Source organism: Pararhodobacter sp. (assembly GCF_036802785.1).
In the GTDB taxonomy this organism is placed as follows: Bacteria; Pseudomonadota; Alphaproteobacteria; order Rhodobacterales; family Rhodobacteraceae; genus Pararhodobacter.
Window position 1 is genome coordinate 1 of the sequence record NZ_DAIRVN010000102.1, and the last position, 14,153, is coordinate 14,153.

The 14,153-nt window shown below is 63.5% G+C and carries 11 protein-coding genes; 1 reads left to right on the plus strand and 10 read right to left on the minus strand.

Annotation, left to right across the window (positions count from 1 at the left end; genetic code table 11):
- Positions 1–38 precede the first annotated feature (38 nt).
- The 8 genes from V7Q53_RS21920 to V7Q53_RS21955 form a co-directional block, all read right to left on the minus strand.
- Positions 39–1,670, minus strand: coding sequence for a peptidoglycan-binding domain-containing protein (locus tag V7Q53_RS21920; RefSeq protein ID WP_333831015.1), 1,632 nt, complete (start codon positions 1,668–1,670; stop codon positions 39–41).
- Between the two features lie 34 nt (positions 1,671–1,704).
- Positions 1,705–2,928, minus strand: coding sequence for a phenylacetate--CoA ligase family protein (locus tag V7Q53_RS21925; protein WP_333831016.1), 1,224 nt, complete (start codon positions 2,926–2,928; stop codon positions 1,705–1,707).
- A gap of 78 nt (positions 2,929–3,006) precedes the next feature.
- Positions 3,007–3,843, minus strand: coding sequence for an ABC transporter ATP-binding protein (locus V7Q53_RS21930; RefSeq protein ID WP_333831017.1), 837 nt, complete (start codon positions 3,841–3,843; stop codon positions 3,007–3,009).
- Between the two features lie 73 nt (positions 3,844–3,916).
- Complete coding sequence (locus V7Q53_RS21935; RefSeq protein ID WP_442954466.1) at positions 3,917–5,203, minus strand: ABC transporter substrate-binding protein; 1,287 nt, start codon at positions 5,201–5,203, stop codon at positions 3,917–3,919.
- 72 nt (positions 5,204–5,275) lie between these two features.
- Complete coding sequence (locus V7Q53_RS21940; protein WP_333831019.1) at positions 5,276–6,352, minus strand: branched-chain amino acid ABC transporter permease; 1,077 nt, start codon at positions 6,350–6,352, stop codon at positions 5,276–5,278.
- A gap of 3 nt (positions 6,353–6,355) precedes the next feature.
- Positions 6,356–7,342, minus strand: coding sequence for a branched-chain amino acid ABC transporter permease (locus tag V7Q53_RS21945; RefSeq protein ID WP_333831020.1), 987 nt, complete (start codon positions 7,340–7,342; stop codon positions 6,356–6,358).
- 38 nt (positions 7,343–7,380) lie between these two features.
- Positions 7,381–8,202, minus strand: coding sequence for an ABC transporter ATP-binding protein (locus V7Q53_RS21950; RefSeq protein WP_333831022.1), 822 nt, complete (start codon positions 8,200–8,202; stop codon positions 7,381–7,383).
- 32 nt (positions 8,203–8,234) lie between these two features.
- A complete protein-coding gene (locus V7Q53_RS21955) occupies positions 8,235–10,202 on the minus strand; it encodes an AMP-binding protein (RefSeq protein ID WP_333831024.1) in 1,968 nt (655 codons plus the stop codon).
- A gap of 229 nt (positions 10,203–10,431) precedes the next feature.
- Here V7Q53_RS21955 and V7Q53_RS21960 point away from each other — a divergent pair, with 229 nt between their 5' ends.
- Positions 10,432–11,343: a cation diffusion facilitator family transporter gene (locus V7Q53_RS21960; RefSeq protein ID WP_333831025.1), complete on the plus strand. Its 912-nt coding sequence runs from the start codon at positions 10,432–10,434 to the stop codon at positions 11,341–11,343.
- Between the two features lie 9 nt (positions 11,344–11,352).
- Here V7Q53_RS21960 and V7Q53_RS21965 read toward each other — a convergent pair whose 3' ends face one another.
- On the minus strand, positions 11,353–11,973 hold the full coding sequence (locus V7Q53_RS21965) for a GyrI-like domain-containing protein (protein ID WP_333831026.1): 621 nt from the start codon (positions 11,971–11,973) through the stop codon (positions 11,353–11,355).
- An 83-nt stretch (positions 11,974–12,056) separates the two neighbouring features.
- The gene (locus V7Q53_RS21970; RefSeq protein WP_333831028.1) at positions 12,057–14,066 is read right to left on the minus strand and encodes a M3 family metallopeptidase; all 2,010 of its coding nucleotides are present in this window, start codon (positions 14,064–14,066) and stop codon (positions 12,057–12,059) included.
- Between the last annotated feature and the right edge of the window lie 87 nt (positions 14,067–14,153).

The following is a 14,153-nucleotide window of genomic DNA, read 5'->3' on the forward strand; positions in this document are numbered from 1 at the left end:
GTTTGCGCGCCTGCCCGGCGCAGCCGGGCAGATCCGTCCTACTCAAAAAGCTGGAACACACTGTCCGCCATCAGCCGCGACACAATCCCCGGCGTCAGATAGCCGGTCACCGGCAGATCGGACGCGCGCTGATAACGGCGAATCGCCCTTCGGGCATCGGTATCCAGCCGTCCGTCGATCTCGCCGGGGTCAAACCCCAGCGCTGCCAGTCGCTGCTCCACAATCACCAGCGTGAAGCGCGGCAGGAACATCGTCTCTTCCTCGGCGCGCGCCGCATCCAGATCCGGGCGCGGGGTGCCGGGGCGGGTCAACGCGTCAATACGGCCGCGCGCCTGATCGGCGAACGCACCGCGCGGATAGTCGCGCAGGTAGCGCTCATAGGCCGGTGCCGTGTCGTCGCGCCGGGCGATATCCCAGGCGGCGCGGTCGCGCGCCTGCGCGGCATCCCGCCGCGCGCCCTCGATCTCATCCAGCCGCTGACGGGCAATGCTTGAAAAGATGCCGTCCGGGAAACGCTCCAGATAAGCGCGCAGCCCGGCCTCGTCCTGCCCGGCGCCGGTATCGCGCCAATAGGCGCGGTCCTGCCGCTCCTCCTCGGCCTGACGCTCACGCGCCTCGGCCTCCAGTTCGGCGGCGCGGCGGGTCGCCTGCCCGGCCAGCTGGAAAATCTGGTCGCGGTTCAGAAACCCGGTCTGCGCATGCTCATTGCGCCCCTGCCAGCCGGTAATCGCGGTGCGGGATGCCGGGCCAAAGATGCCGTCGATACCGCGCGGGTTGAAATTCAGAATCGTCAGGTCACGCTGGATCGCGCGGCGCTCGTCGCGGGTCAGCCCCAGCGCCTCTTCAATCCGCTCAGGCGTGTTTTCAAGCCGCTCGATGGCGCTGCGGGCATCCGCCGCAAAAAGCCCCTGCGGCCATGCCGCCAGATAGGCGCGGTACGCCGCGGCGGTGCCCACTTCCTCGGCATTGCTCCAGTCGCGGCGATCAGCCTGGGTGGAGGGTTCATGCCCCTCGGGCAGGAAAGTCAAATAGGCCGGGTTGAACCCCTCCACCCGCACCTGACGTGACCGGGTAGCGGCCTCGGCCAGATTGGTGCCGGGCGTGGCCACGCTCTCCAGCACAGCCGCCAGTTGCCCCGCCGGGCCGCGCAGCACGCTGACGCCTTGCGGCACGCTCAGCGGCGCCGGAAGACCCTGCTGAAAGCCGTCGCCAAGCCGCTCCGGATAGCCCATCTCGGCCAAAGCCACGACCGCGCCGCCCTGAACGCGCCCGGCGATCGCCAGCACCGTTTCCAGCCGCACGCCGATGGCGTCGATATTGGCCAGCCCCGGATCGATGGCATCGCTGCCCATCAGCCAGGTGCTGCTCTGATTGTGAACCGTGTAACCGGCAAAGACGATCACCACCCGCTCAAGCCGCTCACGCACAATCCGCTGATCCAGCGCCATCAGCGCCGCGCGCAGGGCTGGGGCTGACAGATCGGTCGCCTGATCGGTGTCAAACCCCGCCGCCTCATAGCGGCGCAGAATGCGCAGCAGGTCTGCGCCCTCGCGTGCCGTTCGCAGATGCTCGTGCTGTTCGTTCACCACGAACAGCGCAATTCCCGAAGCCGAGGCCGGAACGGCCAGAGCAAGCCACAACACGCAGACAGACACAAACCGACGGAACATGCGAACCCCTTCACTGTTGGCGGGGGCTGGCCATTCAGTCGTAGCTGCGCTGATCCTCGATCACCTTGCCATCGTTCGGCAAGGAGCCGGGCGGCACCAGTTCGACCTTCCCCCGCAGCTTGAGCGTATCAAGTAACGTGTTCTCATATAACTTCGGATTTGCGGCACGGGTTTCAATAAAGACGGTCATCACGTCCTTTTCACTCTCGCGGGTGGCGACCACGCGGGCGCGGCTGACCTCTTCATGGCGCGAGACAAAGGCCGCCACCTGTTCGGGCCGCACGAACATGCCCTTGATCTTGGTGGTCTGGTCGGCACGCCCCATCCAGCCCTTGATGCGCAGATTGGTGCGCCCGCAGGGGCTGGTGCCCGGCATGATGGCCGAAAGATCGCCGGTGGCAAAGCGGATCAGCGGGTAATCGGGGTTGAGGGTGGTTACCACCACCTCACCCACCTCGCCATGCGGCACCGGATCGCCGGTGCCGGGGCGCACGATTTCGACAATCACACCCTCATCAATCACCATGCCTTCCAGCGCCTCGGTCTCATAGGCGACATTGCCCAGATCGGCGGTGGCATAGCACTGGCGGCAGGTGATGCCGCGATCAGTGTATTCCTGACGCAGCGACGGGAAGAGCGCCCCACCCCCCACCGCCGCGCGGGTGATGGCCAGCTTGACCCCCATCTCATCGGCCTTGTCGAGGATGATCTTCAGAAAATCCGGTGTGCCCGCGTAAACCGTGGTGCCGATGTCGCGCGCGGCGCGCACCTGCAGTTCGGTCTGCCCCGTGCCTGCGGGCAGCACCGCCGCCCCCACCGCGCGCGCGGCATTTTCAAACATCATGCCCGCGGGCACCAGATGGTAGGAGAAACAGTTCTGCACGATATCGCCGCGCCCCACGCCCAGAGCATGCAGAAAGCGCCCCGCGCGCCACCAGTCATGGCTGGTGCGCCCCGGCTCATAGATCGGCCCGGGCGACTGGAACACATGCTCGAACCCGGCGGTATCATGAACCGTGTAGCCGCCAAAGGGCGGCTGATCGGCCTGCGCGCCGGTCAGGTCAGATTTGCGCAGCACCGGCAGCGTGGCCAGAGCACTGAGCGAGGTGATGGCGGCCGGGTCGATCCCCTTCAGCGCCGCTGCCATTCCGGCGGTGCCCTGTGCCCGGGCAATCTGCACGGGCAGCGCACGCGCCAGCGCGGCGGCGCGCTCATCCGCCGAGCGGGTCTCAAGTGAATCGAAAAAGGTCTTGCTCATTATGCCCTCGCGGGGGTGCCCCCTTGCTGCGGCCAGCCCGGTGATATCCGGCCCGGCCAAGTTGCCCGATGCTTCTGTTCAGGCCAGCCAACGCTTGCGGCGACGGTAGCTGCGCACGTCACGGAAGCTTTTGCGCCCCTTGTCGGACATGCCCAGATAAAACTCTTTCACATCGGGGTTTTCGCGCAGCGCCTGGGCAGAACCCTCCATCACCACGCGGCCATTTTCAAGAATGTAGCCGGTATGGGCGTAGCGCAGCGCGACATTGGTGTTCTGTTCGGCCAGCAGGAAGGTCACCCCCTGCTCTTCGTTCAGCCGCCGCACGATTTCGAAAATCTGCTCAACAAGCTGCGGCGCAAGGCCCATCGAGGGCTCGTCCAGCAGAATGGTTTCGGGCCGCGACATCAGCGCGCGGCCAATCGCCGTCATCTGCTGCTCACCGCCCGAGGTATAGCCCGCCTGGCTTTTGCGCCGTTCCTTCAGGCGGGGGAAATAGGTATAGACCATCTCAAGGTGGTCGGCGACCGCCGCGCGCCCGTCGCGCCGCGTGTAAGCGCCGGTCAGCAGGTTTTCCTCGACCGTCAGGTGCTCAAAGCAATGGCGCCCTTCCATCACCTGGATGACGCCCCTCTTGACCAGATCCGAGGGGTTCCAGTTGTTCACGACTTCGCCGCGGTAGCTGATCGTGCCCTTGGTGATATCGCCGCGCTCAGACGCCAGAAGGCCCGAGATGGCCTTGAGCGTGGTCGATTTGCCCGCGCCGTTGCCCCCCAGAAGCGCGGTGATACCGCCCTTGGGCACACGGAGGCTGACACCTTTCAGCACAAGGATCACGTGATTGTAGATCACCTCGATATTGTTGACATCGAGAATGGTCTCGGCGGTGGTCAGGGTATCGGGGCGGGTGTCAAGCATGGGGGCGTTTCCGTCCAAGTGTTCAGGGGGTGGCAGGCGCGGGAGCCGCGCCTGCCGGGTTTTCGCAAGGAGGTTATTCCATGCAGGACGGGGTGATGTTGTTCTCGGTGGCAAAGGCCATCGAGTCATCCATCACCATTTCCATGATCAGCTCACGGTCCGATTCGATCCAGTCGGTGATCAGGTTCCACTGACCGGCGTTGGCATCCCATTCCTGGATCATCGCCTGACCGGAGCCGCCGTGGTTCTGGCAGCTCACCTCGAACGGCGGGCCGAAGTTTGGCAGGCCCAACTCAACCATCCGCTCCTCCGAGATGACCAGATTCGCCATGCCGTCACGCATCATCGCGGGCGTGATTTCGGCCACGCCATGGATTTCCTGTGCGGTGCGCGCGGCTTCAACCGCCAGCATCGCGGCATACATCCCGCGCGAATACAGCACGGTGCCGATCTGATCACCGGCACCGGCGGTGCGGCCACGGTCCACGACATATTCCTGAATATCGTCATAGATCGGATAGTCGCGGCCCGTTCCATGCATCGCCAGCGAGCGGTAGCCATGCGCGCCCGCACCTGCCGGCAATACATCCTGCTCGGACCCGGACCACCAGACGCCGATGAAGTTGTTCATGTTGAAGCGGATGTTGGCCGCTTCCTGAATGGCGACGGCGTTCATCACGCCCCAGCCCCACATGATCACATAATCCGGGCGTTCGCGGCGGATCTGCAGCCACTGGTTGCCCTGCTCCTGGCCGGGGCTGTCCACACCGATGGAGGTAAACGAATAGCCGAGGTTTTCGGAAAGGCGGGTCAGCGTGGGGATCGGCTCCCGGCCATAGGCCGAGTTGTGATAGAGAAGAACGATCTTCTTGCCCTCGAGGCTGCCTTCATTCTCATCCAGCAGGAAGTTGATGATGACCGAGGCGCCATCCCAGTAGGTGCCGGGATAGTTGAAGGTCCAGTTGAACACCTCCCCATTCACCGCCGATGTCCGGCCATAGCCCATGGTGTGCATCGGCACGCCGTCTTCCATGGTGCGCGGGATCAGCTGATAGGTGATCCCGGTCGAAAGTGGCTGAATGACCAGCGGGCGGTCGCCCCGGATGGCCTGATAGCATTCCACCCCACGCTCGGTGTTATAGGCGGTTTCGCATTCGCTCATCCGGATGCGCACACCGCCGATACCGCCATCGCGCTCGTTGATCAGGGTCAGATAGTCCTGATACCCGTCAGCAAAGGGAATGCCGCCCGGCGCGAAGGGGCCGGTGCGATAGTTCAGCATCGGAAAGTGGAGATCCTGCGCAAGCACAGGCATCGCCACCGTCGTCGCGACCGCAATCGCTGCGGCCAGTCGGGTCATTCTCATTGGTTCTCCTCCCATTGATTGATGACAAATTCACAGAATTTCAGTTCTTGGTTGCTCCGCTCCCGCTCAGTGAGGGAAAGGCCAGAGGCGCAGCTTGTCCTTGATGGTACGCCACAGCGCGGCCAGCCCATGCGGCTCGACAATCAGGAACGTGATGATCAGCGCGCCGACGATCATGATCTCAAGATGCGCGGCAAGGTCGCTGGGCCAGCCGAACTGGTTCACCAGCATCAGCTTCAGCAGCACCGGCCCGACAATCAGGAAGGCCGCGCCCAGAAACGCCCCGAGGATAGACCCCAGCCCACCGACGATCACCATGAAGAGCACCAGAAACGACTTGTCGATCCCGAAGGACTCACCCGCTTCGGCAGCCCCCAGATAGACCGAGAAGAACAGCGCGCCCGACACGCCCACAAAGAACGACGACACCGCAAAGGCAGACAGTTTGGCCATCAGCGGATTGACCCCGATGATCTCGGCGGCGATGTCCATATCGCGGATCGCCATCCATTTGCGCCCCATCGTGCCCCGCGTCAGATTGCGCGCCAGCCAGGCCAGCGACACCAGAAAGGCGAGGCAGATCAGATAGACCGACACGGATGAGGCCGTAGGTCCGGTCACCGCGTAGCCGAACACCCTGCGCGTGGGCGCCGAGATCATGCCGGTGGAGGAATAGTTGAAAAACCACGGCGTGCGGGTGAACAGCCAGATCAGGAAGAACTGCGCGGCCAGCGTGGCCACGGCAAGGTAAAACCCCTTGATCCGCAGCGAGGGCAGGCCGAACAACACCCCCACCCCGGCCGTTACCAGCCCCGCCAGAATAATCACGAAGACAATGTTCAGCCCCGGCATGGCAACCATCAGCTTGTAGCAGGCATAGGCCCCCACCGCCATGAAGGCCCCGGTGCCAAGGCTGAGCTGCCCGCAATAGCCGATCAGCAGGTTCAGCCCCAACGCCGCAATGGCGTAGATCAGGAAGGGCACCACGATGGAATTGGCCCAGTAATCGGTGATGAACATCGGCACCACCAGAAAGGCGAAGGCCAGCACCAGATAATAGCCGTAGCGGTCAAACCGGATGGGAAAGGTCTGGTTGTCGGCGCCGTAGGTCGTTTTGAAATCGCCCGCTTCACGGTAAAGCATGTGTCAGACCCTCTCGATGATCTTTTCGCCGAACAGGCCCTGCGGCCGGAACAGCAGGAAGGCGAGCGCAAGCATATAGGCGAACCAGTTCTCAGTAGCGCCGCCGATGACCGGCTGCATGAAGAAGTCAAAGAGCTTTTCGCCGACACCGATCAGCAGCCCGCCGACAATCGCCCCCGGGATAGAGGTGAACCCACCCAGAATAAGCACCGGCAGGGCCTTGAGTGCGATCAGCGACAGCGAGAACTGCACCCCCATCTTGGAGCCCCACATGATCCCCGCCACCAGCGCCACGATACCGGCGATCGACCAGGTCAGCACCCAGATGAAGCGCAGCGAAATGCCGACCGACAGCGCGGCCTGATGGTCATCGGCCACGGCGCGCAGGGCGCGGCCTTCCTTGGTGTATTGCGAGAACAGCACCAGCCCCGTCACCAGCACCGCCGCGATGGCCAGCGCATACAGGTCCAGCGTATCCAGATAGAAGCCATAGCCGAACCAGCCGAAGGTCAGGTCATCGACCGCGCCTGACATACCCTGCGGAATGCCGACATCCAGCCGCTTGACCTCGGCCCCCCACATAATGTCGCCCAGCCCTTCAAGGAAATAGGCAAGCCCGATGGTGGCCATGAAAAGGATGATCGGCTCCTGATTGACCAGATGTTTCAGCACGATCCGTTCAACCAGCCATGCGAACAGGATCATCACCAGAATGGTTGCCGGAATGGCCATCAGCGTGGGCATGTTCCAGCCGAAATGGTGCACCCGGGTGCCGAAGACTGCGTTGATCAGATGCGCGAAGGGCACCTGCCCGGTCTGGAACCCCACCAGCGTCAGCGCCGCAAACAGCGCCATCACCCCCTGGCTGAAGTTGAAGATGCCGGAGGCCTTGAAGATCAGCACAAAGCCCAGTGCCACCAGCGCATACATGATGCCCGCCGTCAGACCGTTCAGCGCGGCCTCCATGGCGAAAAGAAGTGTATCAGGCATTACTGCCCCCTGTCGGTTTGTTGTTGCGTGCGGCCCGGTCAGTCATGCGCCACCCCCAGATAGGCGTTGATCACTTCCTGATTGTTGCGCACCTCATCGGGCGTGCCGTCACCGATCTTCTTGCCGTAATCCATCACCACTACGCGGTCCGACAGGTCCATCACCACGCCCATATCGTGTTCGATCAGCACGATGGTGGAGCCGAATTCGTCATTCACATCGAGGATGAAGCGGCACATGTCCTCTTTCTCTTCGACATTCATGCCCGCCATCGGCTCATCCAGCAGCAGGATCTGCGGCTCGGCGGCCAGTGCGCGGGCCAGCTCGACCCGCTTCTTCAGCCCGTAGGGCAGGCGCGAGACCGGGGTTTTGCGGATGTGCTGGATTTCCAGAAAGTCGATGACCTTTTCGACCTTCTCGCGGTTCTCGGCCTCTTCGCGCGCGGCCGGCCCCCACCACATCGCCTGCTTCAGAAAGCCTGCGTTCATGTGGTTCAGCCGCCCGGTCATGATGTTGTCCAGAACGCTCATCCCCTCAAAGAGGGCGATGTTCTGGAATGTCCGGGCAATGCCCTGCCGCGCCACCTGATAGGGCCGCATCCGGGGGCGCTTGAAGCCCTTGTAATACACGTCCCCTTCCTGCGGGTTGTAGAAACCCGAGATGACATTGAGCATCGAGGATTTGCCCGCGCCATTGGGGCCGATGATCGCCCGGATCTCGCCCCAGCGGATGTCAAAGCTGATGTCCTTGATGGCCACCACCCCGCCGAACCGCAGCGTGATGTTCTTCATCTCCATCGCCACAGCGCCGATCTTGCGGCCGTCAGCGGTCATATAGCCGTCGTCTTGCGTATCCAGCATCGGATCAGTTCCCCCCATGGTCCGGTGCGCCGTCATTCGGCGGCCATGCGCGCGGCGTCGGTGTTGAACACCCTGGCATCGCGCAACTCCACCGTGGCCTTGAGCACGCCCTTGCGGCCATCCTCATAGGTCACTTCGGTTTCGGTATAGACGCTGTCCTCGCCGCCATAGAGCGCAGCAATCAGGTCGGCGAATTTCTCCTCGACAATGCGGCGGCGGACCTTGCGGGTGCGGGTCATCTCGCCGTCATCGGCGTCAAGCTCCTTGTGCAGCACCAGAAAGCGATGCACCTGGCAGCCCGACAGCATCCTGTCCTGCGCGACCGAGGCGTTGACCTCCTCGACATGGGACTGGATCGCCTCCAGCACGCGCGGATGGCCTGCCAGCTCCTGATAGCTGGAATAGGCGATGTTGTTGCGCTCAGCCCAGTTGCCCACGGCGCTCAGGTCGATGTTGATGAAGGCCACACAACGGTCGCGGCCATTGCCGAACAGCACGGCTTCCAGAATGTTGGGGAAAAACTTGAGCTTGTTTTCAACGTATTTGGGAGCGAACATCGTACCATCAGCCATCTTGCCCACATCCTTGGCGCGGTCGATGATCCGCAGATGCCCGGTGCTTTCCTCAAAGAAACCGGCATCGCCCGTCGCCACCCAACCCTCGGCATCCTTGGTCGAGGCGGTGGATTCGGGGTTTTTGTAATATTCCACAAAGGTGCCGGGCGAGCGGTAGAACACCTCGCCATTCTCGGCGATCCTCACCTCGACACCGGGAGAGGGTACGCCAACGGTATCGTTGCGCACCTCACCATCGGGCTGCTGGGTGATGAACACGCTGGCTTCGGTCTGGCCGTAAAGCTGCTTCAGGTTGATGCCCAGCGAGCGATAGAATTCAAAGATCTCGGGGCCGATCGCCTCACCGGCGGTATAGGCCACGCGGATACGGCTCAGCCCCAGCGTGTTCTTGAGCGGGCCATAGACCAGCAACTCACCCAGCGCATAATTCGCCCGGTCCGCCGCCGACACCGGCTTGCCGTCCAGAATGGCGGGGCCAACCTTGCGGGCATGGGCCATGTAGGTGTCGAACAGCCGCTTCTTGGTGCGCCCGGCGTCTTCCATGCGGATCATCACCTGCGTCAGCATGGTTTCGAAAATGCGCGGCGGCGCGAAGAAATAGGTCGGCCCGATCTCGCGCAGGTCGGTCATCATGGTCGCCGCACTTTCGGGGCAGTTCACGCAGAACCCCGTCCAGTAAGCTTGCCCGATGGCAAAGATGAAATCCCCTACCCATGCCATCGGCAGATAGGCCAGAATTTCATCCGTGGGCCGTAGCCGGTCAAATTCGGACGAGGCCTTTGCCGCCTCGATGATATTGCGGTTGGACAGAACCACGCCCTTGGGCTTGCCCGTCGTGCCCGAGGTATAGAGCATGACGCAGGTGTGGTCATAGGTCAGTTCGGCGCGGCGCTTGTCCAGCTCAGGGCCAAGGCGCTGATGCGCGGCGCGGCCCTCGGCCTTGGCATCTTCCAGCCAGTTCATATGCGTATGGTCGTATTTGCGCATCCCGCGCTTGTCGAGATACAGAATCTGCTCCATCGACGGCACCCGGTCGCGCACCTCGATGACCTTGTCCACCTGCTCCTGATCGCCGCACATGGCAAAACGCGCGCCGCAATGGTCCAGCACATAGACCATCTCTTCGGCCACCGCGTCCTGATAGAGCGGCACGGGAATCGCACCCACCGACTGCGCCGCGACCATCGACCAGTAAAGCGCCGGGCGGTTGCGGCCGATGATGGCGACATAATCGCCCCGCGCCATGCCCAGCGCCAGAAAGCCCAGCGCCATTGCCCGCACCTCGGCCTCGACCTCTTTCCAGGTCCAGGATTGCCAGATGCCGAATTCCTTCTCGCGGTAAGCCGTCAGATTGCCCATCTGCGCCGCATTGCGCGACAGCAGGGCCGGAATGGACTGCGTCGCCCCTTGCGTTGCCGTTGACATCACCGATTTCTCCTCCCTCTTCATGAAACGGGCTCTCGCCGCCATCCCACGCTCCGATGCCAGTGGTGGCGGTAAAGTCTTGCCCCAGTTTTGCCCAAACCTTTCGAATTGTTACACGCCAAGGTTGTTGTGGCCGCATCGAAAAAGCAACGGGAATGCACGGGCCGAATTGCGCCCCCCACCATCGGCGCGCTATAGCGGGTGCCCGTCCTGCAAAAGGCTGCCCGCCGTGACCGATTCCCACACCCGCCTGAACCTGTCGGCTGGCATCGCCTCGGTCAGCGTGGCGCTGATGCTGATCGCGCTCAAGCTCTGGGGGCTGGCGATGACCGGCGCGCTGAGCATGGCGGCCTCGCTGGTGGACAATGCGCTGGATCTGCTGGTTTCCGTGGGTGCGCTGGTGGCCATCGTCTATGCCGCGCGCCCGGCCGATGAAGACCACGCCTTTGGCCATACCTCTGCCGAGGATCTGGCGGCGCTGTTTCAGGCGCTGGTGGTGATGGCCTCTGCCGCCGCCATCGCCACTTTTGCGGTCATGCGCCTTATGAGTGAGAGCCCCGCCAGCCTGCGCGCCGAGGGGGCGGGCATCATCGTCATGGTGCTGTCGATCCTGCTCACCGGCGCGCTGGTCCTGTGGCAGCGCCATGTTGCGCGGCGCACCGGCAACCGCGTGGTCGCCGCCGATTCGCTGCATTACCTGTCAGACCTGATGCCCGCCATCGGCACCCTTTTCGCGCTCTGGGCGTCGGCGCAATGGGGTATCGGGCAGGTCGATTCCGTGGTGGCGCTGGCGGCGGCGATCTGGCTGGCGTGGAACGGCGGCAAGATCGGGCTGGGCGCCTGGCACGCGCTGATGGACCGCTCCGCCCCGCCGGAAGTGCTGGCGCGCATCGGCACCATCGCCACGGGCTGGCCCGGCGCGCGCGGCTGGCATGACCTGCGCACCCGCACCGCGGGCAGCCGGTTGTTCATTTCGATGCATATCGAGATCGAGGGCGCGCTGAGCCTGAACGAGGCCCATGCCATTGCCGACGGGCTGGAGCATGCGCTGCGCGATGCCTTCCCCGATTCCTGGGTCATCATCCATACTGACCCGGTAGGCCTGGGGTCGGGCCGTGAAAGCAAGGCGCCGCTGCGGTAAAGCGGCGGCTCAGCCCACTGCCTTCACCGGCTGTCGCAGGATGGTTTTCAGCTTCGCGGCGTCGGTCTTGCGCGGGTCGTTCAGGTAGATCTCATGATGCGGGCCGTTGAACGTAACCCCCATCCCCGGCATCACCACATCATGCAGACGGGCCAGCACCGGGCCTTCGTCATCATAGCTACCCAGATGCAGGGTTTGCAGCGACTGCCCCTCGTCATAGGGGGCAAACCGCAGGGTCTGGGGCGGCAGCGCACCCCGCTTCCTGGCGGTCTTTGCCAGCGCCGCGTCAAACAGCGCCCGGTCAATGAAGTCAGGCGCCATGATCATCATGGTCCAGCGCCATTTGTCCTTGTCACGGGTGACAAAGCTTTGCGGATCATCCGCCCACCACAGGCCCTCCAGTGGCGGCACCACGTAATCCTGCCCAAGGCTGTCCTTGGCGGCAAACTTCACTGCATAACTGACGCCATACAGCCATTCCACCGCCGCGCTATACGCCACCGAGGTGTTGGGGTCACCCGCGCCATCCACCATGACAAACTGCATGACCGGCACATCTACCACCACAAACGCGCCCGCAGGCGGCGTGTAGAGAGATTTCCGGGCCTTCCGGAAGTCAATTTTTTCCATAGCCCCGCCACCGGCCTCCCGCTTTCCGCCCCATCAGCGCAAGGATAGCAGACGGCGCGCGTCACTCAAAGCAGCGCGCGCGCTCAGCTTTCGATCAGGCCGCGCCCTTCCAGCAGCGCCTCCACCCCCGGCATACGGCCACGGAAGGCGGTATAAAGCGCCTCTCCTTCATCTGAGCCACCTGCCGAGAGGATATACCGCTCCAGCTTCGCGGCGGTCTCCGGGTCAAACGGATCACCCGCTTCGGTGAAGGCGGCAAAGGCGTCGGCATCCATCACCTCGGACCACATGTAGCTGTAATAGCCGCTGGCATAGCCATCACCGGAAAAGACATGCGCAAAATGCGGCGTGGCGTGCCGCATGCGGATGGCCTGCGGCATGCCGATCTCTTCCAGCAGTTCCGCTTGCTTCTGCATCGGGTCAGCGGGTGGCGGGCCCTCGTGGAACGCCAGATCGACCATGGCCGAGGCGATGAATTCGACCGTCGAAAAGCCCTGATCCCAGGTGCTGGCGGCTTTCAGCTTTTCGCGCAGCACATCGGGCATGGCCTCATTGGTCTGCCAGTGGCGGGCGTGGCGTTCGATCACCTCAGGCACCTCCAGCCAATGCTCATAAAGCTGGCTGGGCAGTTCAACGAAATCGCGCGCGACCGAGGTGCCCGAGATGAAGCCATGGGTGACATCCGACAGCATCTGATGCAGCGCATGGCCAAATTCATGAAACAACGTGCGCGCATCATCCCAGGACAGCAGCGCCGGGTCACCCTTGGCAAAGTTGCAGACATTCACCACGATGGGGCGCACCTCACCCCCCAGCTTGCGCTGGCTGCGCATGGCCGAGCACCACGCGCCTGAGCGTTTGGAGGAACGCGCAAAATAATCGCCGATGAAAACCGCCATATGCCGGCCATTGCGCGTGACTTCCCAGGCGCGGGCATCCGGATGGTACAGGGGCGTGTCAAGCGGGCGGAACTCCAGCCCGAACAGGCGGTTGGCCACGTCAAAGGCGGCAGCGATCATGGCATCAAGCGACAGATAGGGCTTCAGCGCCGCCTCGTCGAAATCATGCAGCGCGCGGCGGCGCTTCTCGGAGTAAAAGCGCCAATCCCATGGCTGAAGCGGGCCTGCATGACCATCGGCCTGCAAAAGCGCCGCCATCGCCTGCGCATCCGCCTCGGCCTTGCGCCGCGCCGGTTCCCAGACCCGCATCAGCAGGCCGCGCACCGCCTGCGGATTGCGCGCCATCTCGGTCTCCAGCTTGTAGGCAGCGAAAGACGGGTAGCCCAGCAGCGCCGCCCGCTCGGACCGCAAGGCCAGCGTCTCGGCGGCAATGGCGCGGTTGTCAGTGGCACCGCCGCCCGCACCGCGCGCAACCCAGGCCTCATAGGCACGCTGGCGCAGATCACGGCGCGGCGAATATTGCAGGAACGGCACAATCAGCGAGCGGTTGAGGGTGATCACATGCCCCGCCTTGCCGCGCTCGGTGGCCGCCGATGCCGCCGAGGCGATCAGGAAATCGGGCAGGCCGGTCAGATCATCCAGCACCATGAACCAGTCGCGCTCATCCGCCAGCAGATTCTGGGTGAACTGCGTACCAAGACTGGCCAGCCGCCCCTTGATCGCCTTCATCCGCTCTGACGCGGCATCATCCAGCTGCGCACCCGCGCGGATGAACATCCGCCGGTAGAGCATGAGCACCCGCGCCTGCTCCGGCGTGAGGGCGAGCGCGTCACGGCGCGCCCAAAGATCCTCGATCCGGGCGAAAAGCGCCCGGTTCGCGGTGATTTCCGAGGCATAGGCCGACAGAACCGGCGCCAGATCGCGCGACAACGCCTCACGCGCGGGGTTTGAATCACTGCCTGAGAGGTTGAAGAACACCCCCGCCACCCGGTCCAGCAATCCGTCAGCAAGCTCCAGTGCTGCGATCGTATTGGCGAAATCGGGAACTTCGGGATTGTCCGCAATCGCCGCCACCGCCGCGCGCCCCTCGGCCAGCGCCGCTTCAAACGCGGGCGCGAAATCCGCGTCGCGGATCGCATCGAACGGCGGCAGGGCAAAAGGCCCGTCCCAGTCAGCCAGTAACGAATTGCTCACAGCATCGCCCTTTCATCTTGCCTTAAATACGCACGGGGGGAGTTCAGAGGGGGGCGCGTGCGCCTCCCTCTGGCCGGGGGGTTTGGG